This is a genomic window from Streptomyces sp. NPDC051217 (assembly GCF_044455465.1).
GTDB lineage: Bacteria > Actinomycetota > Actinomycetes > Streptomycetales > Streptomycetaceae > Streptomyces.
Genome location: NZ_JBITEV010000003.1, coordinates 471,562 through 497,689 on the forward strand (window position 1 = coordinate 471,562; position 26,128 = coordinate 497,689).

General features: G+C 71.0%; 20 protein-coding genes. 13 read left to right on the forward strand and 7 right to left on the reverse strand.

The genetic code is table 11. The annotated features are described in order from the left end of the window. Positions 1 to 50: 50 nt before the first annotated feature. The 12 genes from ACIBBB_RS10290 to ACIBBB_RS10345 all read left to right on the forward strand — a co-directional run bounded on the left by ACIBBB_RS10290 (position 51) and on the right by ACIBBB_RS10345 (position 16,925). A complete protein-coding gene (locus ACIBBB_RS10290; protein WP_398980561.1) occupies positions 51 to 1,385 on the forward strand; it encodes an ABC transporter substrate-binding protein in 1,335 nt (444 codons plus the stop codon). 18 nt (positions 1,386 to 1,403) lie between these two features. Continuing rightward, positions 1,404 to 2,345 carry a carbohydrate ABC transporter permease gene (locus tag ACIBBB_RS10295; RefSeq protein WP_398980562.1) on the forward strand — a complete coding sequence of 314 codons (942 nt, stop codon included), beginning with the start codon at positions 1,404 to 1,406 and terminating at the stop codon, positions 2,343 to 2,345. A gap of 2 nt (positions 2,346 to 2,347) precedes the next feature. Continuing rightward, positions 2,348 to 3,253 (forward strand): carbohydrate ABC transporter permease, encoded by a 906-nt coding sequence (locus ACIBBB_RS10300; RefSeq protein ID WP_398980563.1) that lies wholly within the window; start codon positions 2,348 to 2,350, stop codon positions 3,251 to 3,253. An 8-nt stretch (positions 3,254 to 3,261) separates the two neighbouring features. Continuing rightward, positions 3,262 to 4,536 carry a 6-phospho-beta-glucosidase gene (locus ACIBBB_RS10305; RefSeq protein ID WP_398980564.1) on the forward strand — a complete coding sequence of 425 codons (1,275 nt, stop codon included), beginning with the start codon at positions 3,262 to 3,264 and terminating at the stop codon, positions 4,534 to 4,536. Further along, positions 4,533 to 5,540, forward strand: a complete 1,008-nt coding sequence (locus tag ACIBBB_RS10310; protein WP_398980565.1) for an N-acetylglucosamine kinase — start codon at positions 4,533 to 4,535, stop codon at positions 5,538 to 5,540. Before ACIBBB_RS10305 ends, ACIBBB_RS10310 begins: the two co-directional genes overlap by 4 nt. Before the next feature lie 435 nt (positions 5,541 to 5,975). Further along, complete coding sequence (locus ACIBBB_RS10315; protein WP_398980567.1) at positions 5,976 to 7,376, forward strand: hypothetical protein; 1,401 nt, start codon at positions 5,976 to 5,978, stop codon at positions 7,374 to 7,376. A gap of 11 nt (positions 7,377 to 7,387) precedes the next feature. After that, positions 7,388 to 8,455, forward strand: a complete 1,068-nt coding sequence (locus ACIBBB_RS10320; RefSeq protein WP_398980568.1) for a glutamate ABC transporter substrate-binding protein — start codon at positions 7,388 to 7,390, stop codon at positions 8,453 to 8,455. Between the two features lie 92 nt (positions 8,456 to 8,547). After that, entirely contained in the window at positions 8,548 to 9,876 is a 1,329-nt protein-coding gene (locus ACIBBB_RS10325) for a hypothetical protein (protein WP_398980569.1), read from the forward strand. Between the two features lie 46 nt (positions 9,877 to 9,922). Further along, positions 9,923 to 12,724, forward strand: a complete 2,802-nt coding sequence (locus ACIBBB_RS10330) for a tetratricopeptide repeat protein (protein WP_398980570.1) — start codon at positions 9,923 to 9,925, stop codon at positions 12,722 to 12,724. A 3-nt stretch (positions 12,725 to 12,727) separates the two neighbouring features. Continuing rightward, positions 12,728 to 14,176 (forward strand): PP2C family serine/threonine-protein phosphatase, encoded by a 1,449-nt coding sequence (locus ACIBBB_RS10335; protein WP_398980571.1) that lies wholly within the window; start codon positions 12,728 to 12,730, stop codon positions 14,174 to 14,176. A gap of 145 nt (positions 14,177 to 14,321) precedes the next feature. Continuing rightward, positions 14,322 to 15,683, forward strand: a complete 1,362-nt coding sequence (locus tag ACIBBB_RS10340; RefSeq protein WP_398980572.1) for a VWA domain-containing protein — start codon at positions 14,322 to 14,324, stop codon at positions 15,681 to 15,683. A gap of 66 nt (positions 15,684 to 15,749) precedes the next feature. After that, the gene (locus ACIBBB_RS10345) at positions 15,750 to 16,925 is read left to right on the forward strand and encodes an FHA domain-containing protein (protein ID WP_398980573.1); all 1,176 of its coding nucleotides are present in this window, start codon (positions 15,750 to 15,752) and stop codon (positions 16,923 to 16,925) included. A gap of 39 nt (positions 16,926 to 16,964) precedes the next feature. Here ACIBBB_RS10345 and ACIBBB_RS10350 read toward each other — a convergent pair whose 3' ends face one another. Continuing rightward, positions 16,965 to 17,990 (reverse strand): methyltransferase domain-containing protein, encoded by a 1,026-nt coding sequence (locus ACIBBB_RS10350; RefSeq protein ID WP_398980574.1) that lies wholly within the window; start codon positions 17,988 to 17,990, stop codon positions 16,965 to 16,967. A 168-nt stretch (positions 17,991 to 18,158) separates the two neighbouring features. Between ACIBBB_RS10350 and ACIBBB_RS10355 the strand changes: the two genes are divergently transcribed. After that, on the forward strand, positions 18,159 to 18,557 hold the full coding sequence (locus ACIBBB_RS10355; protein ID WP_023541640.1) for a globin: 399 nt from the start codon (positions 18,159 to 18,161) through the stop codon (positions 18,555 to 18,557). A gap of 257 nt (positions 18,558 to 18,814) precedes the next feature. On the opposite strand, the gene ACIBBB_RS10360 is transcribed toward ACIBBB_RS10355, so the two are convergent. The 6 genes from ACIBBB_RS10360 to ACIBBB_RS10385 all read right to left on the reverse strand — a co-directional run bounded on the left by ACIBBB_RS10360 (position 18,815) and on the right by ACIBBB_RS10385 (position 26,127). Beyond that, positions 18,815 to 19,507 carry a hypothetical protein gene (locus ACIBBB_RS10360; protein WP_398980575.1) on the reverse strand — a complete coding sequence of 231 codons (693 nt, stop codon included), beginning with the start codon at positions 19,505 to 19,507 and terminating at the stop codon, positions 18,815 to 18,817. Then, positions 19,504 to 19,929: an acyl-CoA thioesterase gene (locus tag ACIBBB_RS10365; RefSeq protein ID WP_398980576.1), complete on the reverse strand. Its 426-nt coding sequence runs from the start codon at positions 19,927 to 19,929 to the stop codon at positions 19,504 to 19,506. The genes ACIBBB_RS10360 and ACIBBB_RS10365 overlap by 4 nt, the downstream gene beginning before the upstream one ends. A 1-nt stretch (position 19,930) precedes the next feature. Continuing rightward, a complete protein-coding gene (gene ettA, locus ACIBBB_RS10370; protein WP_398980577.1) occupies positions 19,931 to 21,595 on the reverse strand; it encodes an energy-dependent translational throttle protein EttA in 1,665 nt (554 codons plus the stop codon). 264 nt (positions 21,596 to 21,859) lie between these two features. Continuing rightward, entirely contained in the window at positions 21,860 to 23,281 is a 1,422-nt protein-coding gene (locus tag ACIBBB_RS10375) for a Cys-Gln thioester bond-forming surface protein (protein WP_398980578.1), read from the reverse strand. Between the two features lie 214 nt (positions 23,282 to 23,495). Beyond that, the gene (locus ACIBBB_RS10380) at positions 23,496 to 24,071 is read right to left on the reverse strand and encodes a single-stranded DNA-binding protein (protein WP_398980579.1); all 576 of its coding nucleotides are present in this window, start codon (positions 24,069 to 24,071) and stop codon (positions 23,496 to 23,498) included. Positions 24,072 to 24,252: 181 nt separating this feature from the next. Beyond that, entirely contained in the window at positions 24,253 to 26,127 is a 1,875-nt protein-coding gene (locus ACIBBB_RS10385) for a GTPase (RefSeq protein WP_398980580.1), read from the reverse strand. Between the last annotated feature and the right edge of the window lies 1 nt (position 26,128).

Genomic DNA, 26,128 nt, shown 5'->3' on the forward strand with positions numbered 1-26,128 from the left:
AACACCCACACCATCCCTTTCAGGACCCGACCGACACCCGGAGTTCCGTCATGCCCAGAAACCGCCGTCTGACCGCTTCCGCCGTCGCGGTCGCCGCGCTGTCCGTCCTCACCGCCGCCTGTACGGGGCAGTCCGGCAACTCCGCGTCGGACGACCCGGACGCCAAGACCACGATCACCTTCTGGCACGGCTGGAGCGCGCCGGCCGAGGTCAAGGCGATCAAGGACAACATCGACCGCTTCGAGGACGCGCACCCCAACATCAAGGTCGACGTCGTCGGCAACATCAACGACGACAAGCTCAACCAGGCACTGCGCGCGGGCGGCTCGAAGGGCCCGGACGTCGTGTCGTCCTTCACCACCTCCAACGTCGGCAAGTTCTGTTCCTCCGGCGCCTTCGCCGATCTTGAGCCCTTCATAAAGAAGGACAAGATCGACCTGGAGAAGACGTTCCCGAAGGTGCTGCTCCAGTACACCCAGTTCGAGGGCGACCGCTGCGCGCTGCCGCTGCTCAGCGACGCGTACGGGCTGTACTACAACAAGGACGCCTTCAAGGAGGCGGGCATCACGGCCCCGCCGAAGACGATGTCCGAACTGGCCGACGTCGCCAAGAAGCTCACCAAGCCCAAGGGCGACAGTTACGAGCAGGTCGGCATGATGCCGACGTACCACGGCTACGAGACGGTCGTCGACCACTACATGTCGAGCTGGGACCACGCCTACTTCGACAAGGACGGCAAGTCCAACATCGCCAAGGACCCGGCCTTCGCGGAGATGTTCACGTACCAGAAGAAGCTGGTCGAGGACCTCGGCGGCTTCGGCAAACTGGAGAAGTTCCGCAGCACCTTCGGTGACGAGTGGGGCGCCAAGCACCCCTTCCACACCGGCCAGGTGGCGATGCAGCTGGACGGCGAGTGGCGGCTCGGCATGGCCGAGGACGCGGGCACCGACTTCGAGATAGGCGTGGCGCCGATGCCCGTCGCCGACGACGAGGCCGACAGCTACGGCAAGGGATTCCTGTCCGGCACGATCATGGGCATCGCGCCGCAGAGCAAGAAGCAGAACGCCGCCTGGGAGCTGGTGAAGTACATGACCACCGACACGAAGGCGGTCGTGGAGTTCGCCAACGGCATCCGCAACGTGCCCTCCACGCTCGCCGCGCTCAAGTCGCCCGACCTGGACTTCGACCCGCGCTTCAAGACGTTCCTCGACATCGCCCAGCACCCGAAGTCCAGCACCCCCGACGGCGCGATCAACGGCGCGACGTACCAGCAGACGCTCCAGGACTTCGGATTCCAGTACGAGAAGGGCTCCGTGAAGAACCTCCAGGAGGGTCTGGAGAAGACCGCGCAGCAGATCGACCGCGACATCGAGCAGGCCAAGTAGCAGGCCGGGAGATCGCTGATGTCCAGCAACACGCTCCGTTCGAAGCGGCGCAGGAGCGCGCTGAGGACGGTGGCGTTCCTGTCGCCCTGGTTGATCGGGTTCTCGGTCTTCTTCGCGTATCCGCTCGTCTCGACCGTGTACTTCTCCTTCATGAAGTACGACGGTTTCAACGCCCCCGTCTGGAACGGGCTGGGGAACTGGTCGTACGTCTTCAGCGACTACCCGATGTTCTGGCCGTCGCTGCGCAACACCCTGTGGCTGGTCCTGGTCATGGTCGCCTGCCGGGTGCTGTTCGGTCTCGGTGTCGGCCTGCTGATCACGAAGATCAAGACGGGTACCGGGGTCTTCCGGACCCTGTTCTACCTGCCGTACCTGGCACCGCCCGTCGCGGCGACTCTGGCCTTCGTGTTCCTCCTCAACCCCGGTACGGGGCCCGTCAACACGATCCTCGGCGATCTCGGGCTGCCCACACCGGGCTGGTTCAACGAGGCCACCTGGTCCAAGCCGGCGCTCACGGCGCTGGCGGTCTGGGGCATCGGCGACCTGATGGTGATCTTCATGGCCGCGCTCCTCGACGTACCGAAGGAGCAGTACGAGGCGGCCGAGCTGGACGGCACCTCGTCCTGGCAGCGGTTCCGCTTCGTGACGCTGCCGAACATCTCGCCGATCGTGCTGTTCGCCGTGGTCACCGGGGTGATCCAGGCGATGCAGTACTACACACAGCCACTGGTCGCGGGCAAGGTCGCCTCCGGCGTCATCGGCGGCTCGGGCCAGCAGTTCGAGCCCGGCTATCCCGACAAGTCGACGCTGACCCTGCCGCAGCTCGTCTACAACCTCGGCTTCCAGCGCTTCGACTACGGCGCCGCCTGCGTCGTCGCGCTCGTCCTGTTCGCCCTGGCCATGGTCTTTACCGCGTTCCTGATGCGGCGTCGCGGCGGACTGATCGGAACGGGTGACTGACCATGACCCAGCAACTCCTCGACGCGCCCGGCCGCCCGGTGAAGCCGACGGACGGGCGGACACCGGCGGCCCGTACGGCACGCCGCAAGGCGGTGCTGCACTGGATCGCCGTGCACGCGCTCGGTGTCGCGGCGGCGCTGTTCTTCGTGCTGCCGTTCGTCTTCCTCTTCCTCACCTCGGTGATGAGCGACCAGCAGGCGCTCACCCGCGACCTCACCCCGAACAGCTGGGAGTGGGGCAACTACGCCAAGGTCTTCGACACACCGGGCTTTCTGACCTGGTGGAAGAACACCCTGCTGTACGCGGGCCTGGGCACCCTCCTGTCGGTGCTCTCCTCGATCCCGGTGGCGTACGCGCTGGCCAAGTTCCGCTTCCGCGGACGGCAGTTGTCGCTGATGCTCGTCATCTCGATGATGATGCTGCCGCCCCAGGTGATCATCATCCCGATGTATCTCTTCTGGGCGAAGCAGTTCGACCTGTCGGGCACTCTCTGGCCGCTGATCATCCCGATGGCCTTCGGCGACGCGTTCTCCATCTTCCTGCTGAGGCAGTTCCTGCTGACGATCCCCAACGAGTACCTGGACGCGGCGCGCGTGGACGGCTGCGGCGAGTTCCGTACGCTGCTCAGGGTCGTCCTGCCGATGGCGAAACCGGGCATCGCCGCGGTGGCGCTGTTCCAGTTCTTCTACGCGTGGAACGACTACTTCGGCCCACAGATCTACGCGTCGGAGAACCCGGCGGCCTGGACGCTCAGTTACGGGCTGGAATCCTTCAAGGGCGCGCACCACACCGACTGGAATCTGACCATGGCCGCGACCGTCCTGGTCATGGCCCCCGTGATCCTCGTCTTCTTCTTCGCACAGAAGGCTTTCGTCGAGGGCGTCACACTGACCGGAGTGAAGGGCTAGAAGAACAAATGAAGCTCGCAGTAGTGGGTGGCGGGTCCACCTATACACCTGAGTTGATCGACGGCTTCGCCCGGTTGAGGGACACGCTCCCGATCAGTGAGCTCGTGCTCGTCGACCCGGCGGCCGACCGGCTGGAGCTGGTGGGCGGCCTCGCGCGGAGGATCTTCGCCAAGCAGGGGCACCCCGGCCGGATCGTCACGACATCCGATCTGGACGCGGGCGTGGCCGGCGCCGACGCCGTCCTGCTCCAACTGCGTGTCGGCGGACAGGCCGCGCGCCTTCAGGACGAGACATGGCCGCTGGAGTGCGGCTGTGTCGGCCAGGAGACGACGGGCGCGGGCGGTCTCGCCAAGGCGCTGCGTACGGTCCCGGTCGTGCTGGACATCGCCGAGCGGGTACGGCGCGCCAACCCGGACGCGTGGATCATCGACTTCACCAACCCGGTGGGGATCGTGACGCGCGCCCTGCTCCAGGCCGGGCACAAGGCGATCGGGCTCTGCAACGTCGCGATCGGCTTCCAGCGCAAGTTCGCCAAGCTGCTGGACGTCGCCCCCTCGGCCGTCCACCTGGAGCACGTCGGGCTGAACCATCTGACGTGGGAGCGGAGCGTGCGGATCGGCGGCCCCGACGGCGAGGACATGCTGCCGAAGCTGATCGCCGAGCACGGGGACACGATCGCGGCCGACCTGCGGCTGCCGCGCCGGGTCCTCGACACCCTCGGCGTGGTGCCCTCCTACTACCTGCGCTACTTCTACGCGCACGACGAGGTCGTCCGGGAACTGGGCACCAAGCCGTCGCGGGCCGCTGAAGTGGCCGAGATGGAGAAGCAGTTGCTCGCCATGTACGGGGACCCGGCACTGGACGAGAAGCCGGAGCTGCTGGCCAAGCGCGGGGGCGCCTTCTACAGCGAGGCCGCGGTCGATCTCGCCGCGTCGCTGCTGGGTGACGCGGGCAGCGGCGGCAGCCCGGTGCAGGTCGTCAACACGTACAACAACGGCACCCTGCCGTTCCTCGCCGACGACGCGGTGATCGAGGTCCAGGCCCGCGTCGACGCCTCGGGGGCGACGCCGCTGGCCGTGCCGGAGCTCGACCCGCTCTACGCGGGGCTGGTCGGAGCCGTCACCGCGTACGAGGACCTGGCCCTCCAGGCAGCGCTGCACGGTGGGCGCGACCGTGTCTACAAGGCGCTGCTGTCCCACCCGTTGATCGGTCAGTACGAGTACGCCGAGGGCCTCACCGACCGGCTGATCGCGCACAACCGGGAGCACCTCACGTGGGCGTGAGCCGCACCGAGCCGGCGGCGGGGCGCGGCAGCGTCCTGGCCGTCGACGCCGGGAACAGCAAGACCGATGTGACCGTGATCGGTGCGGACGGACATGTGCTCGGGGCGGCGCGCGGCGGGGGCTTCCAGCCTCCGGTCGTGGGCGTGGAGCCGGCGATCGACCGGCTCGCCGCGATCGTCGCCGACGCGGCGGCCGACGCCGGCCTCCGTACGGAGGGGATCGCCGGGCATGTCTCGGCGTGTCTGGCCAATGCCGATCTCCCGGTGGAGGAAGCGGAGTTGGCGTCGGCGGTACAGCGGCGCGGCTGGGGCCGCACCACCGAGGTGCGCAACGACACCTTCGCGATACTGCGTGCCGGGCTGCCGGGCGGTGAGGAGCCGCGCGGGGTCGCCGTCGTGTGCGGCGCGGGCATCAACTGCGTGGGCATGCTGCCGGACGGCCGTACGGCGCGCTTCCCCGCCATCGGCCGGATCTCCGGCGACTGGGGCGGGGGCTCGGGGCTCTCCGAGGAGGCGCTGTGGTTCGCGGCGCGCGCCGAGGACGGGCGGGGAGAGCCGACGGAGCTGATGCGTACGGTGCCGGGGCACTTCGGCCTCGACTCGGTGTACGCGCTGATCGAGGCGCTGCACCTGGGTCACATCCCGTACGGCCGCAGGCACGAACTGGCGCCGGTCCTCTTCGCGACCAGCGCGGCGGGTGACGCGGTCGCCAGGTCGCTGGTCGACCGGCTCGCCGCCGAGGTCGTCGCGCTCGCGGGGGTGGCTCTGGAGCGGCTGGAGCTGCTGGACGAAGAGGTTCCGGTGCTGCTGGGCGGCAGTGTGCTGGCGGCCGGACACCCGCAGTTGGACGACGGGATCCGGGAACTGCTCGCGGCCCGCGCGCCGAAGGCCGTGGTGGGGGTGGTGACGGCGCCGCCGGTGCTGGGCGCCGGGCTGCTCGGGCTGGATCACACCGGCGCGACGCCGGCCGCGCACGCCAGGCTGCGGGCGCACTACGACGCCTGAGCACTCCGGCCGACGTTCGATCCGGGTTCAGCCGGCGTTCGGCGGTCGACTGGTGGCCGTTCCGCGGGACGTCCGCCGAACGGCCACCGGACGTACGGCGTCTGACGAAGGGACAGGCGCGGGCGCCGGTGCGGACTCGGGCGCCTGACAGCGGGGTGCGGACTCGGGCGCCCGAGCCGGGGTGCGCACCGGGCGTGTCCGGCCCGCGGGCCCGTGGCCGGACCCTCGCGAGTGGGAACCGATCACGGGTCTGTGACGTATTCAATGGGGGGAGCATGGTAGGGGGATCGTGCTCCGCCGGCGCGCTTGGTCCGCACAAGATCGAGTCAAGGCTTGTGTGGATGCCGGTCCCTGCGGCCATACTGCTGGCCGGGAAACGTCCCTCCGTCCGCCGAGGGGCGCGACGCCGTTGTCAGTGACCGAGGGGGAGGTCAAGTGACATACCCGCCGAACGTGCGCACAGCGCCTGTTCCGGCGCCGACGCACGCGCCCGCGCAGTCGGCTCCACCGCCCGCGCCGCCACCCGCGCGGCATGGTGCCTGGGCCGAGATCAGGGAGCGCCTGCGCGCGGCGGCGACGACGGAGCCCGGCCGGCTCCAGATCATCGGGGCCGTCCTGGCGCTGCTCGTCGTGGTGTTCGGGGCGGTGACGGCCTTCCAGGTCGCGGACCGGGCCTCCGCCGCCCAGGACGTCGTCGGCCGCAGCCAGCCACTGAGCGCGGACGCGGCGAACATCTACCGCTCGCTCGCCGACGCCGACACGGCAGCCGCGAGCGGCTTCCTGGCGGGCGCGCAGGAGCCGGCGACCGTACAGAAGCGGTACAGGGACGACATCGACACGGCGTCCAGACTGCTGATCAAGGCCGCGACGAACACCGACAGCGCCAGCGACTCCGGTCGCCAGATCGCCACTCTCAACGAACAACTGCCGCGGTACACGGGCCTGGTCGAGCGCGCGCGGGCCAACAACCGGCAGGGGCTGCCGCTGGGCGGCGCCTATCTGCGCTACGCCAACCAGCAGATGACGAAGGAGATCCTGCCGGCGGCCGAGAAGCTGTACGAGTCGGAGACGGCCCGCCTCGACCAGGACACCGACAGCGCCCGTGTGTGGCCGTTCCTGGCCCTCGGCGCCGGCGTCGTCGCCCTCGGTCTCCTGGCCTGGACGCAGCGCCGCAACTACGAGCGGACGAACAGGGTCTTCAACCACGGTCTGCTGGCGGCGACGGCCGCGTCCACCGTGGTGCTGCTCTGGCTGGCGGTGGGCCACACCGTCGCCCGCACGGACCTGAACAACGCCAACGCGCACGGCCAGGCGTCGCTGAAGGTTCTCAACGACGCCCGGATCAGCTCGCTGAAGGCTCGGGCGAACGAGAATCTGACCCTGGTCGCGCGCGGTGCGGTCCTCACCAAGGACGGCAAGAGCGACCAGTACGAGACGGACCATCTGAGCAACATGAAGGCCCTCGGCACCGCGCTGGAGGACGCGCGGAAGCTCGCCGACGACGAGGCGGGGTCCCAGCCGGTCGGCCAGGCCCGCACGGCGGCCGCCGAGTGGCAGAAGCGGCACAAGTCGGCGAACGACACCGACAAGGCCGGTGACTACGAGGGCGCCCTGGACAGGGTCATCGGCGACAAGGACTCGACAGGACAGTCCTTCGACCAGGTGGACAAGGCGCTCGCGAAGGCGATCGAGCACGAGCAGGAGGAGTTCACCGACTCCGCCGAGGGCGGGCGCGACGCGCTGACCGGCCTGGCGATCGGTGCGGTCGTGCTGGCCCTGCTGGGCGCGGTCGGCGCGATCCTGGGCATCAACCGCAGGCTTTCGGAGTACCGGTGACAGGGGGAGGAATGACCACCGACGCCACGGACACGGGCGGGCCGCGCGAGCCGTACGGGTCGCCGGAGAGCGTACGGCGGCCGGCCGGCCGCCGTACGGGAGTCACGATCGCCGCCGCCGTCGCTCTGGCGGCGACGCTCGCCCTGCTGCCGCTCTCGCGCGACACCCGGGCCGAGGACGGGCGGGAGCCTCAGAAGGTCGCCGCCGAGGCGGCGCCCGAGGCCGCCGCGGCTCCCGAGTGCGACGAACCGGAGCGCAGCCTGCGGCCCTCCTCCGCCGACGGAGCGAGCATCGAGGAGATCAAGGCACGCGGCGATCTGATCGTCGGCATCGACCAGAACAGCTTCCGCTGGGGCTACCGCGATCCCGCCACCAGCACCATCGAGGGCTTCGACATCGACCTCGCGCGCGCCATCGCGGAGGACATCCTCGGCTCCCCCGACGACATCATCTTCCGTGCCATCCCCACCAACCAGCGGGTGGGCGCCCTGGAGAACGACACGGTCGACCTGGTCGTACGGACCATGACGATCAACTGCGCGCGGATCGAGCAGGTCGCCTTCTCCACCGCCTACTTCCAGGCGGGCCAGCAGGTGCTCGCGCCCAAGGAGTCGGGCATCACGGGGTACGACGAGTCGCTGTCCGGCAAGCGGGTCTGCTCGGCGGAGGGCTCGACGGCGTACGACGCGCTGGTGGAGCAGTCGTTCGGCGCGACCTTCAAGGACAAGGGCGACGAAACCGACCAGGACGAGGACAAGCTGACGGTGCCGAACCAACTGGACTGCCTGGTACGGCTCCAGATGGGCGAGGTCGACGCGGTCGTCACGGACAACGCGCTCGCGGCCGGCCAGGCCGCCCAGGACCCGGCGGTCGAGCTGGTGGGCAAGCCGTTCACCACGGAGTACTACGGCGTCGCGGCCAAGCTCGGCAACGACGATCTGGTGCGCCGGGTCAACCAGGTCCTGGTGGAGTACCGCGCGGGCGGTGCCAACAGCCCCTGGATGACCTCGTACAACAAATGGCTCAAAGCCGGACTGCCCGGCATAACCGCGCCGCCCGCGGCGAAGTACAAGGACTGAGGACGGGGTAGCGAGAACCGAGGGACCGGCACGAGGACCGAAGACCGCACACCGGTGACGGAAGCGGTCAGGGCAGAGCGGAGAGGTGATCGATGGGCGACGCGGGCTCCTTCCCCGGATCGACGGGGGGGTCGGCCGGTCCGGCGATGGACCGGGACGGGGCGGACCGCGCCCTCGCGCGCCTCGGCGCCGAGCACGAGGCGATCGAGACGTCCCTGCTCGCCCTCCAGGACCACGCGGGCCGTCGGCTGCTCGAAGGGGCCGCCCTCAGCGGGGTCACCAAGGACCGCTGGGCCTCCACCGAGCAGACGATCACCCTGCTGTGGAACTACTTCGACGCCTACTCCGCCGCCCTGCGCGGCGCCCGTGAGGCCCGTGCCCGGCTGCGGTGGCTCAACCAGCAGGATCTGGTGGACCTGACCGAGAAGCTGCGGGGCCGCAGCGTCACGGTCGCGGGCTCGGCCACCGCCACCACCTCCATCGCGGGACCGGCGAAGCTCTCCGAGCAGTTCACGCTGGCGGAGCTGGTCGCGCGGATGAACGAGCTGTACGCGCAGTCGCTGGACATGGTCGTGGCATCGGACTCCGTCTGGTCGGCGCTGCCCGCCCGGATAGATCTGCTGGCCGCAGAGCTGAACCGGACCCGTTCTCTGGCGCACTCCGCCGGGGTCCGGCCCGGTGAGCACCCGTCGGGTGACGAACTGGAGGCGATCACCGACGAGCTGAGTACGCTGCGCGCCCAGGTGATCTCGGACCCGCTGGCCTTCTGGCAGCCGGTGCACGGCAGTTCGGCGCCCGGCGGCGGCAGGCCCGACACCGAGCGCTACGACCGGGCCGCCCGAGCCCTGGAGGACGTACGCCGGGAGATCGACGCGGTCCTGACGGTGCGTCAGGATTCGGAGGCGCGGCTGCTGCGGCTGCGGGACGTGCTGTCGCGCGCCGACCGTACGCTCACCGAGGCCCGTTCCGCGCGCGGCGAGGTGCTGGCGAAGATCGCCGCCTCCGAGGTGCCCGCGGTGAGCGGGCCGTCGACGGCGCTCCAGGAGCGGCTGTCGACGGCGGCCGAATACCGCAGGCACGCGCAGTGGCACCGTCTCTCGCCGCTGCTGGAGTCCCTGGAGCGGGAGGCCGAGGACGAACTGCACCGGGCCCGTGAGTCGTTGACGGCTGTCACGGCGCCGCTCGCGGTCCGGGCCGAGCTGCGCGGCAGGCTCGACGCGTACAAGGCGAAGATGGCCCGGCACGGGCTCGCCGAGGACATGGTGCTGACCGAGCGCTACGACGCGGCCCGCCGGATGCTGTGGAGCGCGCCGTGCGATCTGCGCGTCGCCGAGCAGGCGGTGCTGCGCTACCAGCAGGCGGCGGCCGAAGCACTGGCCCAGCGGCGGTCCGGGCCCACGGACCGCAGGGGGCACGCGTGAACACCGGCAGAGCGGTGGACGGGAATCCGAGCGAGCGGGGGGAACGATGAGCGGGACGAGGAGTTGCCAGCGCCCCGGTTGCGAGGGGTCGTACGAGGACATGGGCGGCGGTGAGCTGTACTGCGACACCTGCGGTCTGGCTCCGGTCGTCTCTCCGACCGGCATGCTGTCGTCGCCGCCGACCGGGATCACCGGCGGCGGCAGGGAGAGCAGGTCGAGCGGAAAGGGCAGTGGCAAGGGCAGTGGTTCGGCGCGGAGCGGTTCGTCCCGGTCCTCCTCGCGTGCCTCCTCGCGCTCGTCGACGTCACGGCGTTCGGTCTCCGGGCGGCTGTCGCGTTCGCTGTCCGGCCGGCTCTCCAGCCGGTCGGTGTCGGTCCGCAGCTCCGGCGCCGCCACCGGCACCTCGGCGCGCAACCGGCTGGGGGCGGGGCTCGTCTCCGTACCGGACGTGCCGAGGCCCGATCCGCGCTCGGCGGTGATGGCGAGTCCCGAGGTCCCCGAGCGCAAGCGGTACTGCTCGCGTTCCGACTGCGGTGCGCCGGTGGGCCGTTCGCGCGGTGAGCGGCCGGGGCGTACGGAAGGGTTCTGCACCAAGTGCGGCCACCCGTACTCGTTCATGCCGAAGCTGCGCGAGGGCGACATCGTCCACGGGCAGTACCAGGTCGCGGGCTGTCTGGCGCACGGCGGTCTGGGCTGGATCTATCTCGCCGTCGACCGCGCGGTGTCCAACCGCTGGGTGGTCCTCAAGGGCCTGCTCGACACGGGTGACCAGGACGCCATGGAGGCGGCGATATCCGAGCGGCGCTTCCTCGCCGAGATCGAGCACTCCAACATCGTCCGCATCTACAACTTCGTGGAGCATCTCGACCAGCGGACCGGCTCCATGGACGGCTACATCGTCATGGAGTACGTGGGTGGCAAGGCGCTCAAGGAGATCGCCAACGAGCGGCGCGGCCCCGACGGCAAGCGTGACCCGCTGCCGGTCGAGCAGGCGTGCGCGTACGGCATAGAGGCGCTGGAGGCCCTCGGGCATCTGCACAGCCGCAATCTCCTCTACTGCGACTTCAAGGTCGACAACGCGATCCAGTCCGAGGACCAGCTCAAGCTCATCGACATGGGCGCCGTCCGCAGGATGGACGACGAGGAGTCGGCGATCTACGGCACGGTCGGCTATCAGGCACCGGAGGTCGCCGAGGTCGGCCCGTCGGTGGCCTCCGACCTGTACACGGTGGCGCGCACGCTCGCGGTACTGACGTTCGACTTCCAGGGCTACACGAACGTGTTCGTGGACTCGCTGCCGGACCCGGACAACATCGACGTGTTCCGGACCTACGAGTCGTTCTACCGGCTGCTGGTGCGTGCGACCGACCCCGATCCGGCGCGGCGGTTCGCCTCGGCGCAGGAGATGGCCGAGCAGCTGACCGGTGTGCTGCGCGAGGTCGTTGCGCTCCAGACAGGACGTCCGCGGCCTGCGCTGTCGACCCAGTTCGGCACGGAACTGCGGGTCACGGACACGCAGTTGTTCGCCGACACCGCGCAGGACGTCTCGCGGCTGGGGCTCCGGCCCGAGCCGGTGCGGGCGGGCCTGTTCGGGCGCCGCGACAAGTCCGCGGGGAGCGCGAACGGTTCCGCGAACGGCTTCGTGAACGGCGCGGCCGGTCACTCGCTGCCGCCGGGCGGAGGCCGGTACGCGGGGACGGGCGCGCCCGCACCGCTGCCCGGCCACCCGGCGATCCAGCCGCCCCCGGCCCCCTTCGGGTCACCGCCCCCGCTTCCGCCCGGCGCCCCGCAGGGCGGCATCCCGGCACCCCGGACCGGTCCAGGAGCGGGCGGCCCCGGCCTCCCCGCCGTCCCGGCCGTGGAATCCGTGGAGACCGGCGCCCCGCTCGCGCGCATCGACGCGCCCGCCACGGCGCTGGCGCTGCCGGTGCCCCGGGTCGACGCGAACGACCCCAACGCCGGTTTCCTCGCCGGTCTGATGGCGTCCGCGCCCGCCGAGCTGATCTCCGCGCTCGCGGCAGCGCCCGCCGACTCCGTCGAGCGCCGGCTGCGCGAGCTGCGCGCCCGTCTTGAGATGGGTGAACTGGTCACGGCCTCCGAGGCGTTGACGGAGCTGGAGGCGCGCCACGCCGACGACTGGCGGGTCGTCTGGTACCGGGGCGTCGCCTCGCTCGTGACCGGTGAGAACGAGATCGCCGCGCTCTCCTTCGACGCGATCTACGACGCCTTCCCGGGCGAGGCCGCGCCGAAGCTGGCCCTCGGAGTCTGCGCCGAGGTGCTCGGCCAGCTCGACAACGCGGCCGAGTACTACCGCCTCGTATGGATGACGGACCCGAGCTATGTCAGCGCCGCCTTCGGACTCGCCCGGGTGCAGAACGCGGCGGGGGACCGGATCGGAGCCGTACGGACACTTGAGTCGGTCCCCGAGGCGTCGATCCACTACACGGCGGCCAGGATCGCGGCCGTACGGTCCCGGCTGCGCCGCCGTGACCTGCGCGCACAGTCGCCGCTCGCGCTGCCCGGAGCCATGCCGGACACGCCGCTGATCGACGATCTGAGAGCGGCGGCCGACCAGGTTTCGCGGCTTGGCCAGTTCGGTCTGGACGCGATGCGCCGCGAGCAGTTGTCGACGGAGGTTCTGGGCACGGCTCTGGACTGGGTACTCTCCGGTAGTCCGGGGAATCAGCCCGGACAGACCTCGCTGCTCGGAAGTGAACTGGACGAGCGTGGTCTGCGCTTGGGACTGGAACGCTCGTACCGGGTGCTTGCCCGGCTCGCTCAGCGTGGCGAGGAGAGGATCGACCTGGTGGAGCGGGCCAACCGCTTCCGCCCCCGGACGTGGGTGTGATTGATGTCGCAGATGCACCAGCCGACAGCCCTTTCGCGGTGCCCCAGTTGCGAGGAGCCTCTGGAGTCGGGCGACCTGTTCTGCGGTGCGTGCGGGTACGACCTGTCGGCCGTACCCCCGCCGCCGGACGACCACCCCACGATCGTCATCAACGGCGCCCCGGCGTCGGCCGGGACGGCTTCGGGCGCCGTCGACTGGCCGACTGCCGCGGGGACGGACAGCACGGCCTCGTCCGCGCCGGTGCATCTGCCCGGCGAGCTGCCGGGGCTCGACTCCACCGGGGTGCCGCTGTCCGGTCACACGTCGGCCGGGTACGGGTCCGTGCCGTCGCCCGCCCACGCGCCCGCGCCGACCGCCCCCACCGCCCCCGCCGGTGACTTCGAGCTGCCCGCACCCGCGGCCGTACCGGCACCGGCGGTGCCCGCCGGGGCACCGCCGTCGGTGCCCCATGTCACCGACCTCCCCCCGGCCGACCCCGCCGACCCGCGCACGGCGCCGCCCGCCGTCCCGGCGGGTACGAAACTCTGCGTGGCCTGCCGCGCCGGCCATGTCGACACCGACGGCTACTGCGAGAACTGCGGTCACGCCCAGCCGCGCGAACGCGACCATCTGGAGCAGGAGTTGGACGCCGTGGCGGCGGTCAGCGACCGAGGGCTGCGCCACCACCGCAACGAGGACGCGTTCGCCGTGTCCTCGGCCGCCCTGCCGGACGGTTCGCCGGCCGTCATCGCGATCGTCTGCGACGGCGTGTCGTCGGCGACCCGCCCCGACGAGGCATCGGCGGCGGCCTCGTCAGCCGCCAACGAGGTGCTGCTCGCGGCGCTGCCGCGCGGCACGCACCCCCAGCAGGCGATGCACGAGGCGATCGTGGCCGCCGCCGAGGCCGTCAACGTCCTTGCCGCCCGGCCGGGTCGGGACGACGGTCACGAAGCGGCCCACCGCGCGCAGAACGCGCCCGCGTGCACGATCGTCGGCGCGGTCGTGGCGAGCGGGCTGCTGGTCATCGGCTGGGTCGGCGACAGCCGCGCCTACTGGGTCCCCGACGACCGCACCGGACCACCCGCGCGGCTGACCGAGGACGACTCCTGGGCCGCCCAGATGGTCGCCGCGGGCCTGATGAACGAGGCGGAGGCGTACGCGGACGAACGCGCGCACGCCATCACCGGCTGGCTCGGCGCCGACGCGTACGAACTCGAACCGCACACGGCGTCCTTCAAACCGGACCGTCCGGGTGTCGTGGTGGTGTGCACGGACGGCCTGTGGAACTACGCGGAGAGCCCGCAGGAAATGGCACGGGCCCTTCCGCCGGACGCCGCCCAACAGCCCCTGCGCAGCGCCCAGGTGCTGGTCGGCCACGCGCTCGACGGCGGGGGCCACGACAACGTAACAGTGGCCCTGCTGCCGTTCGCCGTACCGCAGCAAGGGGCAGGATCCGCCTACAGCACGGCCTGAGCACCCCACTGCCCGGACCACCGGCGGGACCGGCGGCCCGGACCGGCGCCCGGTCCGATCCCGGGAGTCCGCCCGCCCGCTGTCCCGCTGTCCCGCTCAAGTCTTCTGATCTTTTTGCCAGTGGAGCGTCAAGGAGCCGATACAGATGGCGAACTTCTCCAAGTCGACCGTGCCGCAGTTCTCCGTCGAGGTGTACCAGAACGAGTACCTGCCTGAGGGCGGGCGAGAGGTGAACGCGATCGTGACGGTCACGTCCACCGGAGGTGGCACGACCGGCGGAGTGCCGCTCACGGCGGCGTCCCCGACCCCGACAACGCTGCCGCCGCCGGGCCAGGGCCCCGACGCGGCCGTGGTGATCATGGTCGACTGCTCGGGCTCGATGGACTACCCGCCGACGAAGATGCGCAACGCCCGCGATGCCACGGCCGCCGCCATCGACACCCTGCGCGACGGTGTCGCCTTCGCCGTCGTCGCCGGTACGCATGTGGCCAAGGAGGTCTACCCGGGCAACGGGGGGCTCGCGGTCGCGGACGCGACCACCCGCGCGGAGGCCAGGAACGCCCTGCGCAAACTGAGTGCCGGGGGAGGCACCGCCATCGGCACCTGGCTGCGGCTCACGGACCGGCTGCTGTCCTCGGCCGACGTGTCGATCAGACACGGCATCCTGCTCACAGACGGCCGTAACGAGCACGAGACCCCGGAGGATCTGCGCGCCTCGCTCGACGCCTGCGCGGGCCGGTTCACGTGCGACGCCCGTGGCGTCGGCACGGACTGGGTGGTGAAAGAGGTCACAGGCATCGCCTCGGCGATGCTCGGCACGGCGGACATCGTCGCCGATCCGGCGGGCCTGGCCGCCGACTTCACCGAGATGATGGAGAACGCGATGGGCAAGGAGGTCGCGGACGTCGCCCTGCGGCTCTGGACGCCCGTCGGCGTGGAGATCAAGTTCGTCAAGCAGGTGGCACCGACGGTCGAGGAGCTGACCGAGCGGCGTACGGACGCCAACCCCCGTGCCGGGGACTATCCGACCGGCTCCTGGGGCGACGAGTCCCGCGACTACCACGTATCCGTCCAGGTCCCGGAGGCGGGCGTCGGCCAGGAAATGCTGGCGGCCCGGGTCTCGCTGATCCTCCCGGCGGCCGACGGTACGTCACAGGTGCTGTCCCAAGGGCTGGTACGGGCGGTGTGGACCGACGACATGGCGGCGTCGACGTCCATCAATCCGCAGGTCGCGCACTACACCGGCCAGGCCGAACTGGCGCAGGTGATCCAGCAGGGCCTGGAGGCCCGTAAGTCGGGGGACTTCGACGGCGCGACCGCCAAACTGGGCCGCGCGGTACAGCTCGCGTCGGACTCGGGGAACGCGGATACGGCGAAATTGCTTTCGAAGGTGGTGGACGTGGTCGATGCGGCGACGGGTACTGTGCGACTGAAAGCGAAGGTCGCGGACGCGGACGAGATGACACTGGAAACTCGCTCGACCAAGACCGTTCGCGTCAAGAAATAGCGAACAGCGACAAGCAGCGACAAGCAGCGGCCTGCGGGCCGGACGAGGAGAGGGGGAAGCGCCGACATGCCGACTTGCCCGAACGGACACCAGTCGGGTTCCGACGACTGGTGCGAGGTCTGCGGCCATCGCATGGCGGCCGGAGCCGGTGCTCCCGCCGGTTCGGTGCCGCCGCCTCCACCACCGCCGCCCGCGCCGGGTTACGGCTACCCGCAGGACCCGAACGCGACCGCGCAGGCGGAGCTCTGCCCGCAGTGCCGTACGCCGCGTGAGGGCAACGCCCTGTTCTGCGAGGAGTGCCGGTGGAACTTCCTCACCAACACGGCGACCTCGTACACGCCGCTGGCGCCGCAGCACCAACAGCCCGGTGGGCCGGGCGGACCGGGCGGCCCCGGTGGTCTTGGCGGCGCTCCGCCTCCCGGACTGAATCTGCCGCCGGGCTTCCAGGCCCAGCAGTCGCCGCCCCGGCCGCCTGACCCGTACGACTACCAGGGCTCGCGCCCTTCCCAGCTGAACCGGGCGGCCGAGCCGCTGACGCCCGATCAGCAGGGTCAGCCGGGTGGGCTCGGCCCGCAGGGCGGACCTCCCGGACCTCCCGGCCCGCACGGCCAGCAGGGGCCCCCGCCACCCCCGCCGTACCAGCAGCAGGGTCCGCCGTCGCCGCCCTCGTTCCAGCAGTCGGGGCCGCCGGCCCCGCCGCAGCAGACCGGTGGCGACGACTGGGTGCTGCCGCCGCCCTCGCAGGCGCAGGCTCCCGCGCCCCCGCACCAGTTCCAGCAGGGACCGCCGCCGCCGCAACAGCACCAGCAGCAGCCGCCGCACCAGTACCAGCCGCCCGGCAACTGGACGGCGGTCGTCGCCCCTGACCGTGAGTACTTCATGGCGATGATGCAGCGCAGCGGCCCCGAGGCGACGGGCCTCAACCTGCCCGCGTACTCCCCGGAACAGCACCTTCCGATGACCGGGAACCAGATCACCATCGGCCGTCGGCGCCACTCCACCGGCGAGTCCCCGGATGTCGACCTGTCCGTGCCGCCGGAGGACCCGGGCGTCTCGCACCAGCACGCTGTCCTGGTCCAGCAGCCCGACGGCAGCTGGGCGGTGGTCGATCAGAACTCCACCAACGGCACGACGCTGAACGGCGCCGAGGACCCGATCCAGCCGTATGTCCCCGTCCCGCTCAAGGACGGTGACCGCGTGCACGTCGGTGCCTGGACGACGATCACGATCCGCCGGGGCTGACGGAGGCGGGTGGCTGTCCGCGAGGGGCCCGGCGACGCGTCACTGTCCGCGAGGGCTGAGTGACCAGACGTACGGCCCCGAGGGGTCGTCCAGCCAGGCCCACTGCCGGTCGGGGCCGACCGTGATGCCGAACCTCTCCCGCTGCGGGCGCCCCTCGCGCTCCCAGAGGGAGAGGGCCTCGTGCGGGTCCAGGCTGCCCGCCGTGAGCGAGAGCATGAAGCGGAAGAGATCGTTCTCCAGCGCGCGTCGGGGCAGCCCGCCGATCCGCTGGAGGACGGGCAGTCCGGGCTCCTCCGGCCCGCCCCGCAGCGGGACGAAGAAGGCCGACGTGTGCAGGAAGTGCCCTTCCGCGTAACGGCCGTGGGCGGATTCGGCGACGTTCAGCGCGATCAGCCCGGTGGACAGCGGCGAGAGGATCCGCGCCCCGTCCGCGCACTGCGCCAGCCAGCCGGACGGCACGGCGGGCAGCGTGCAGGTCGCGATGATCCGGTCGAAGGGCGCCCGTCGGCGGCAGCCGAGCGCGCCGTCTCCCGTGACCACCGTGGGCCGGTATCCGGCCGCCGCGAGATGCGTACGGGCGGACTCGGTGATCTCCGGATCCAGATCGACCGTCGTCACGCGGTCGTCGCCGAGGCGGTGCGAGAGCAGCCCCGCGTTGTAGCCGGTACCCGCGCCGATCTCCAGGACCGTCTGCCCGTCGTGTACGTCGAGCTCCGCGAGCATCCCGGCCATCAGGGAGGGCTGGCTGCTGGAGGAGATCAGCTCGCCGTCCCGTACGCGGGTGGCCAGTGCCCCGTCCGCGTACACGCCGCGCAGCCAGCGCAGCCGGCGGACCGGGTCGGGATCGTCGCACCACAGCCGGTCGTGGCCGCCGAGCCGGCTGACGAAGTAGTACGGGACGAACAGATGGCGCGGCACCTCCTCGAACGCCGCGCGCCAGGCCGGGTCGTCGAGGACCCCCTCGGCGGCCATGCCGCGCACCATGGCGGCACGCGCCTCGGCGGCGACGCCCTCGACCTCGTCGCCCAGCCCGTACGCCTCGTGGTGCTCGTGGTGAACGCCCATGCTTCCACTGTCCTGTGTCACGGGCGCGGAAGCGAGCAGTACCGGGTGCCGGACCGGGGGTAACCGGATTCGGGACGTGAAAAGGCGCGTTCCGGACGTCCGGCGGGCGGGTCGTCGGGCGGTCCTGGACCTCACGTACTAGGCCGGTGTGTCTGAGACCATGGAGGGGTGAACGAGATTCCGCGTGGCACGCTTTCGGAGCAGACCTTCTACGAGCAGGTCGGCGGCGAGGAGACCTTCCGGCGCCTGGTCCACCGCTTCTACCAGGGGGTCGCCGAAGACCCGCTGCTCCGGCCGATGTATCCGGAGGAGGACCTCGGGCCCGCCGAGGAGCGGTTCACGCTGTTCCTGATCCAGTACTGGGGCGGCCCGCGCACGTACAGCGACAACCGGGGCCACCCGCGGCTGCGGATGCGCCACGCTCCGTTCACCGTCGACCGGGCCGCGCACGACGCGTGGCTGCGGCACATGCGGGTGGCCATCGATGAGCTGGGGCTCTCGGAGGAGCACGAGACGCAGCTCTGGAACTACATGACGTATGCGGCCGCGTCGATGGTGAACAGCTGAGGCCACTCGTCCTGAGTGGTCGTATCCGCTGTGGTCAAGTCCGCCCGTAAGCGGTTTCCACGCACGGGTGCCCTCGGAAAGTATCCGAGCTCCGCGGAACACCGCGTCCTGCTGGAACTGGAACAGGACCACATCCAGATCTGGCCCGCCACCCGAGGGCCTGGCATCCCAGGTCACGACACCCCGCCCGAGTGAACCGGGCCCTCTTCGGACGCCCGGTCCCTCACGTCCCTGTCGCGCTCAGGTCAAGGTGACGCTCAGGTCGGGGTGACACTCAGGGCGCCGATGCCGCCGGCTCCCGTCTCCCGTACGGCGATCGAACCGTACGGCGTCCGCAGACGCATCCACGCGGCCGCCCGTAGCAGCGCCACCGGGGCGTTCTCGGGCATCGGGCGCAGGAAGCCCACCGACTGCGCGGCATGTACGGCGCGCAGCGGCAGGCCCGTGTCCCCGACCGTCCGGGACCAGATCTCGTGGCCGATCCTGTCCCGTTCGGCGCGGTCCCGGTGCGCGGCGGGCAACGCCTCGTCGCGCGTGCGGAATTCGGCGACCGCCGCAGCGACCGCCTGGCGCAGCGCGGCGGGTCCCGGCAGGCCGGGCACCCGCTGCCAGCCGCCGCGCGGGGGCAGCACCCCGGTCCACGGCGGCCCGGTGACAGCGGCGGGCAGTGCGAAGGCACCCGTCAACTCGTCGATCGATTCGAGGAGTTGACCGGCGGAGACGGTGACATCGAGCCGCACCCCCGTCGTCTCCTCACGCAACCGCGCCGTACGGATCGCGAGGACGTCGAGCGCCGGTGGCCGCCCGAACACGGCCACCGCTCCGGCGCCCACCTGGAGGCGTACCGCGGCCGCCCGGTCGTAGCGGATCAGCCGGCCGAGGAAGGCGGCCAGATCGGCCGCCTCCGCCGTGTCGGCGAGCCGCAGGGCCCGCACGGTCGTCGCCGTCATGCCGCGAGTGCCTCCGCGTCGTCCAGGTACTTCACGAGGAACGACTTCTCCTCGGCCGTGATCCGACGCGGCCGGCCCGCCTGGAGGTCGTAGGGCACGACGACCGTCGAGGCGCGCACATACACCTGGTCCTCGTCCTTGATCTCGTACGCGATCGTGAGCGTCGCCGCGCCGACCTTCGTCACCCACAGCTCGACGGTCACCGGCTCGTGCCGGTGGACCAGCGGCAGCTTGTAGTCGATCTCGTGCCGGGCCACGACGGACCCGCCGGCGAAGGACGGCGAGCCCTCCCCCGGCGCCAGCCGGAACATGAAGTCGATACGCGCTTCTTCCAGATAGCGGATGAAGACGACGTTGTTGACGTGCCCGAAGGCGTCCATGTCCGACCAGCGCATGGGGCAGCTGTAGTGATGGCGGGCCATGTCAGCCTCGGGTCAGCTTCTTGTACGTGGCGCGGTGAGGCCGGGCCGCGTCGGCACCGAGCCGCTCCACCTTGTTCTTCTCGTACGACTCGTAGTTGCCCTCGAACCAGAACCACTTGGACTCGCCCTCGTACGCCAGGATGTGCGTGGCGACGCGGTCGAGGAACCAGCGGTCGTGGGAGATGATCACGGCCGCCCCGGAGAACTCCAGCAGCGCGTTCTCCAGCGACGACAGTGTCTCGACGTCGAGGTCGTTGGTCGGTTCGTCGAGGAGCAGCAGGTTGCCGCCCTGCTTGAGGGTCAGCGCCAGGTTGAGGCGGTTGCGCTCACCACCGGAGAGAACACCGGCCGGCTTCTGCTGGTCCGGGCCCTTGAAGCCGAACGCGGAGACGTACGCCCGCGAAGGCATCTCGACGTGCCCGACGTTGATGTAGTCCAGCTCGTCGGAGACGACGGCCCACAGCGACTTCTTCGGGTCGATGTTGGCGCGGCCCTGGTCGACGTAGCTGATCTGGACGGTCTCGCCGACCTTGATCTCGCCGGCGTCCGGCGTCTCCAGACCCTGGATCATCTTGAAGAGCGTGGTCTTGCCCGCGCCGTTGGGGCCGATGACGCCGACGATGCCGTTGCGCGGCAGCGAGAAGGAGAGATCGTCGATCAGGACCTTGTCGCCGAACGCCTTGTTCAGGTGCTCGACCTCGACCACGACACTGCCCAGCCGCGGGCCCGGCGGGATCTGGATCTCCTCGAAGTCCAGCTTCCGCATCTTGTCCGCCTCGGCGGCCATCTCCTCGTAACGGGCCAGCCTCGCCTTCGACTTGGCCTGGCGCCCCTTCGCGTTGGAGCGGACCCATTCGAGCTCTTCCTTGAGCCGCTTGGCGCGCTTGGCGTCCTTCTGGCCCTCGACCTTCAGACGGGTCTGCTTGGTCTCCAGGTACGTCGAGTAGTTGCCCTCGTAACCGATGGCACGGCCGCGGTCGAGCTCCAGGATCCAGCCCGCGACGTTGTCGAGGAAGTACCGGTCGTGAGTCACGGCGACGACGGTGCCGGCGTACTTGGCGAGGTGCTGCTCCAGCCACTGCACGGACTCGGCGTCCAGGTGGTTGGTGGGCTCGTCCAGCAGCAGCAGGTCGGGCGCTTCGAGCAGCAGCTTGCAGAGCGCCACGCGGCGGCGTTCACCGCCGGACAGGTTGGTGACGGCCCAGTCGCCGGGCGGGCAGCCCAGCGCGTCCATGGCCTGCTCCAGCTGGGTGTCCAGGTCCCACGCGTTGGCGTGGTCGAGGTCTTCCTGGAGCTTGCCCATCTCGTCCATCAGGGCTTCGGAGTAGTCGGTCGCCATCAGTTCGGCGACCTCGTTGAACCTCTTCAGCTTGCCCATGGTCTCGGCGGCACCGTCCTGGACGTTCTCCAGCACCGTCTTGCTCTCGTCCAGCGGCGGCTCCTGGAGCAGCATCCCGACCGAGTATCCGGGCGAGAGGAACGCATCGCCGTTGGACGGCTGCTCCAGCCCGGCCATGATCTTCAGCACGGTGGACTTACCGGCGCCGTTGGGGCCGACCACACCGATCTTCGCACCGGGCAGGAAGCTCAGCGTCACGTCATCGAGGATGACCTTGTCGCCGTGCGCCTTGCGCGTCTTGCGCATCGTGTAGATGTACTCAGCCAAGAGAAACCGTCCGGCGATCGAGAAGGGCCAATGTGCGGCTCCGCCGCGTGAGGGCAGATAAAGCCATCTTGCCGCACGTCCCTCCCTGGGGAGAAACCGGTTGTCCAGGCCTCGGACAGACCGTCCCGACCTGCGGGCCGTGCGGCGCCCGTGTCGGTCCGCACGCGGCCCCGGCGCGCGACCGGATTCGTCTGCGCGTCGGGGCCGCTGTCAGTGGCGGCCGGTGCCGACCCGGCCGGCGGGGCGTGCGGTGCCCCGGGCGGGTCAGTCCTCGGTGGAGGGGTCGTTCTTCTTGCGGAAGAAGAAGACCGCCGCGCCGCCCAGCACGACCAGCCCGATCGCGACGCCCGCGATCACCGGGGTGGCGTTGGAGGCGCCTGTCTCGGCGAGGTCGAGCCCGTCCGTGCCAACGGTGCCGCCCGCCGTCGCCGGCGCCAGCTGGGTGGTGGTCCCCTCGGTCGGCGAACCGGGGTTCCCGCTGGTACGGCAGTCGAGAACGCCCTGGAAGTTCCTGGCGAGGCCACCGGGCCCGGTGATCGTGAAGTCGTACGCCTGATCCTCGGCGACCGGCACGGTGACGGTCCTGGACTTGCCCGCCTCGACCGCGTACTCCTGACCGGCGAGCGTGAAGGTGAACGGCTCGTCGCCCTTGTTGACGGCCGTGACGTCCACGCCGGCCTTCGCGCAGTTCTTCTCTGCGGTTATCGCCGGCATCGCGCCCTTCGCGGCCCAGGTGGCGGTGGCCGTCGCCGAGACCGTGGACTCACTGGAGCCGGCCAGGATCTGCGTCTGGCTCTTGGTGACCCCGGCGAAGGCCCTGCCCACGGGCACCGATGTGGCCGTCTGCACGCTCAGCGCGGCCGTGCCGTCGGCGGTGTCCTCGGGTATGTCGAAGTACAGCTGCGCGCCGTCGGCCGCTTCGGTGACGGGCTTGCCGCTCTTGTCGGTGATCTTGATACCCATGGCGGCGTCGGCGGGCGGGGACACCGCGACGCTGTCGGCGTCGGTACGGACGGTGACCGGACCAAGACGCTCGCCGCTCCGTCCGGAGACCGCGCCGGGATCCAGGGTGAGCGAGGCCTTGGGCTCACCGAGGTGGTCGGCGCTCCGCTCCAGCCAGTCGGCCAGCTTCTCGGCCTGCGGGTCCACGGCGTCGACGTCCGCGTTGTCGGAGTGCCGCCAGATGGCGACCTGCGTACCGGCGGCGGCCGTCCGCGCGGTGAGCGGCCCCGTGCCCGCGCTCTCGGCGAGGGCGGCGAGGTCGTCGACCTGGGGGTAGGAGTTCTGCAGGATCCAGCGGATCTTCCCGGCGTTCTTGTTCGCGCCGAGCGAGGTCTGGGCCCAGGGGGTCTCCAGATACCTGGCCTGGTCCTGGGTGGGGTTGTGGATGTCGATGCAGTACGTCTTGAGCTTGCCGCCGCCGTCCACGGTCATCTCGAAGAGCCCGGCGGGCAGTTCGTGCGTCCGGCCGTCCGAGTGGAGCACGGCCTTGTCGTACGTCATGAGGCCGTCGAGCGTGGCGGCGGCGCCACCACGGTGCTGAAGCGTGTCGTCGGCCACGGCCGCACCCGCGCCGGCCAGGGAGCCTGCCACGACGAGACCCGAGGCGACCACCGAGACGGCGAGCCGGACGGCGCCCCGCCTACGAGCGGTTGGAGCGAAGAACTGAGACAGCGCAGACAACACAGATTTTTCCCTCCGTGCGAGGTCCTCCGCGTGGGACGCGTGGGGGGACTTCCTCGCCAGCAGACTCAAGTGCCCATGAGTACTCGGGAATCCTATGGACGGCGGCGAGCGCCGGTGCCCGTTCGTACGTTCCGATAACCGTTCCGAATCGGAATCGTTATCGCGCATACCGTCGAGCCCGTTCCTCTCTCGACAAATCTCCACAACTCCCCGGTCAGGGGGGACCGGCCGGCGCCGCGACCGCCCCGCCCCGCGCCGGCGACTCGTCCTGTTCCGAGAGCCACGGTTGCGTATGCACCGGTTTGCCGCCCGCGCGCGTGTCCCCATCCGCGGCGGCGTCGGCGGCCGAAGCCGCAGCGGAGGCCGCAGCCGAATTCGCCGCTGAAGTCGCCGCCGAGGCATCCGCCGGACGCTCCGTCAGAGCCGGATTCGCCCGCGCCACCCGTTTGAACGCCGAGGTCCCCCACGTCAGATCGTGACCGATCGACACCGCGTCGATGTCCACGAACGTCCTGCGCTGCCCGTCCCTCGCCTCGTCCCGCACGCGCAGCTTGCCGTGTACGACCAGCGGATCACCGACGTTGACCGACGCGGTGAGATTCGCCCCGAGATTCCGCCACGCGCAAACGGTGTAGAAGCTCGTACTCCCGTCCGTCCACGCCGAATTCCGGCGGTCCCACCGACGCGGAGTCACCGCGAACCTGAACCGCGCCACCCCACCCGTCGACGTTTCCCGATACTCCACCCCCGTCGCGGCGTTTCCCACCAGCGTCACCACGGTGTCGTTCATGACAGCCCCCTCATCTCCGGCTCCCCGGTTCTCCGGCCCCGTCGACCGACCACTTCATGCTGGACGGGATGGGAAATTCCTGCCGACGCCTGTGGATTACTCGCCAGTTGTGAATAACTCCGTCACCCGTACGTGGCCGCCCCCGGCCGCCCCACGCCGGGACGCCAAGACCCCGGGGGAACTACCGCGTCAGGCCGGACACCGTCGAGTACTGCTCCCGCACCTCCCGGTACCGCATCAGCTCCGCCGCGATCGGATCGAGCACCTTGGCCCGCCCACACCCCGCCGCCGCCTCGCGCAGCCGTCGCTCGGCGTCCTGCCCGTACCGCCTCGCCGGCCCCCGCGCCGCGGCCGCGCACGCCCACTCCACCAGCGGCCCGCCAACGATCCCGGCCAGCATCACCAGCACGGGCGGGACGATGCCGGGCTGGAGCACGCCGATGATCTGGCCGGCCAGCCAGAGCCCGCCGTAGATCTGAAGCAGTGTCATGGACGCCTGCGCGAGCACCGCCGCCGGCCACCAGGCGGGGCGCGCGGGGCGCCCGCTCGGCGGCCCCGCCGACACGGCCAGTTCGTCCAGCGCCTCCGGCAGCCCCACGGCGCCGCGTACCGCCGCCTCGCGCACCGCCTGCGCCCACGGCCTCGGCAGCCCCGCCGCGGCGTCTTCCGCGACCGTACGGACGGCCTGCTCGACCCGCTGCCTGGCGGTGAGTTCGTCCTCCACGATCACCTCTGCGCGCGGCACGCCGCCGCCGGGCGTCCGGGTGCGCTCGTACCAGCGCCACAGCCGCAGCCAGGGCGTCCCGCAGGCGCGTCCCGCGTTCCTGCGCCACTCGCGCTCGGCCGCCTCGCCCGTGGCCACCGCGCCCACCGCCCAGGCGAGCCGGTCGGCGAACTCCTCGCGGGAGCGTTCACCGAGGCCCGTGCGTCCGTCGGCGACGTACACCGAGCGCAGCCGCGACGCGGCGGCGTCCACGTCGGCGGACAGCCGCCGGGCGGCGGCGTTCCGCTCCTGGACGAAACGGCCGAGCAGCTCGCGCAGTTCGCCCACGCCCTGTCCCGTGAGCGCGGAGATCGGCAGCACGGTGGCCCCCGGCTCGCCGTGCTCGCCGAGCGCCATGCCGTCCTCGTCGAGCAGCCTGCGCAGATCGTCCAGGACCTGGTCGGCGGCCTCCCCGGGCAGCCGGTCGATCTGGTTCAGTACGACGAAGGTGATCTCCGCGTGGCCGGCGAGCGGTCGCAGATACCGCTCGTGGAGCGCGGCGTCCGCGTACTTCTCCGGGTCGACGACCCAGATGACCGCGTCGACCAGGGCCAGTACGCGGTCGACCTGGTCGCGGTGCGCGACGACCGCGGAGTCGTGGTCGGGCAGGTCGACCAGGACGAGACCTTGCAGTTCCTCGTCCCCGTCGCCGCCCGCGAGCGGCCTGCGGCGCAGCCTCCCAGGGATGGCGAGCCGGTCGAGCAGCCCGGCGGCGCCTTCGGACCAGACACAGGCGATGGGCGCCGACGTGGTCGGCCTGCGCAGCCCCGTCTCCGAGATCGGTACCTCCGCCAGCGCGTTGAACAGTGTCGACTTGCCGCTGCCGGTGGCTCCCGCGATGGCCACGACGGTGTGACGCGACGAGAGCCGCTGCCGCGTGGATGCCTCGTCCAGTACGCGTCCGGCCTCGGTGAGCGTGGTCCCCTCGATTCGGGTCCGTGAGAGGCCCACGAGCTCGCGCAGGGCGTCGAGCCGTACCCGTAGCGGCCCTTCGTAGGTGTCTCCGATGGGCTGGTGGACCTCGGCGGAGGCCGCCGTACCGTCGTCCTCGTCGATCCCCTCCACGCCGACGGTGGGGGCCACTCCGGCGGCGCCCTTGCGTCCGAACGCGTGCCGGGCGATCAGCCCGTCGTTCCAGCGCCGGCCCGTCCCGCCCCCCGAGCCGCCGTTCGCTCCGCGGCCCCTGCCGCCCGCATCAGCCCCGCCGGCCTCTTCCGCCCGGACACCTGTACGCCCCGACCCGATCTCGCCGGGCCCGTCCGCCAATGTCGTCGCATCCGTCACGTCCGCCATG

Excerpts from the sequence above, each read along its gene's own strand:
- ACIBBB_RS10365 (WP_398980576.1), bottom strand. The coding sequence starts at position 19,929 with ATGGCCCGCCATCACTACAGCTGCCCCATGCGCTGGTCGGACATGGAC.
- ACIBBB_RS10305 (WP_398980564.1), top strand. The coding sequence starts at position 3,262 with ATGAAGCTCGCAGTAGTGGGTGGCGGGTCCACCTATACACCTGAGTTG.
- ACIBBB_RS10300 (WP_398980563.1), top strand. The coding sequence starts at position 2,348 with ATGACCCAGCAACTCCTCGACGCGCCCGGCCGCCCGGTGAAGCCGACG.
- ACIBBB_RS10320 (WP_398980568.1), top strand. The coding sequence starts at position 7,388 with ATGACCACCGACGCCACGGACACGGGCGGGCCGCGCGAGCCGTACGGG.
- ACIBBB_RS10330 (WP_398980570.1), top strand. The coding sequence starts at position 9,923 with ATGAGCGGGACGAGGAGTTGCCAGCGCCCCGGTTGCGAGGGGTCGTAC.
- ACIBBB_RS10325 (WP_398980569.1), top strand. The coding sequence starts at position 8,548 with ATGGGCGACGCGGGCTCCTTCCCCGGATCGACGGGGGGGTCGGCCGGT.
- ACIBBB_RS10350 (WP_398980574.1), bottom strand. The coding sequence starts at position 17,990 with ATGGGCGTTCACCACGAGCACCACGAGGCGTACGGGCTGGGCGACGAG.
- ACIBBB_RS10345 (WP_398980573.1), top strand. The coding sequence starts at position 15,750 with ATGCCGACTTGCCCGAACGGACACCAGTCGGGTTCCGACGACTGGTGC.
- ACIBBB_RS10360 (WP_398980575.1), bottom strand. The coding sequence starts at position 19,507 with ATGACGGCGACGACCGTGCGGGCCCTGCGGCTCGCCGACACGGCGGAG.
- ACIBBB_RS10295 (WP_398980562.1), top strand. The coding sequence starts at position 1,404 with ATGTCCAGCAACACGCTCCGTTCGAAGCGGCGCAGGAGCGCGCTGAGG.
- ACIBBB_RS10385 (WP_398980580.1), bottom strand. The coding sequence starts at position 26,127 with ATGGCGGACGTGACGGATGCGACGACATTGGCGGACGGGCCCGGCGAG.
- ACIBBB_RS10340 (WP_398980572.1), top strand. The coding sequence starts at position 14,322 with ATGGCGAACTTCTCCAAGTCGACCGTGCCGCAGTTCTCCGTCGAGGTG.
- ACIBBB_RS10290 (WP_398980561.1), top strand. The coding sequence starts at position 51 with ATGCCCAGAAACCGCCGTCTGACCGCTTCCGCCGTCGCGGTCGCCGCG.
- ACIBBB_RS10335 (WP_398980571.1), top strand. The coding sequence starts at position 12,728 with ATGTCGCAGATGCACCAGCCGACAGCCCTTTCGCGGTGCCCCAGTTGC.
- ACIBBB_RS10380 (WP_398980579.1), bottom strand. The coding sequence starts at position 24,071 with ATGAACGACACCGTGGTGACGCTGGTGGGAAACGCCGCGACGGGGGTG.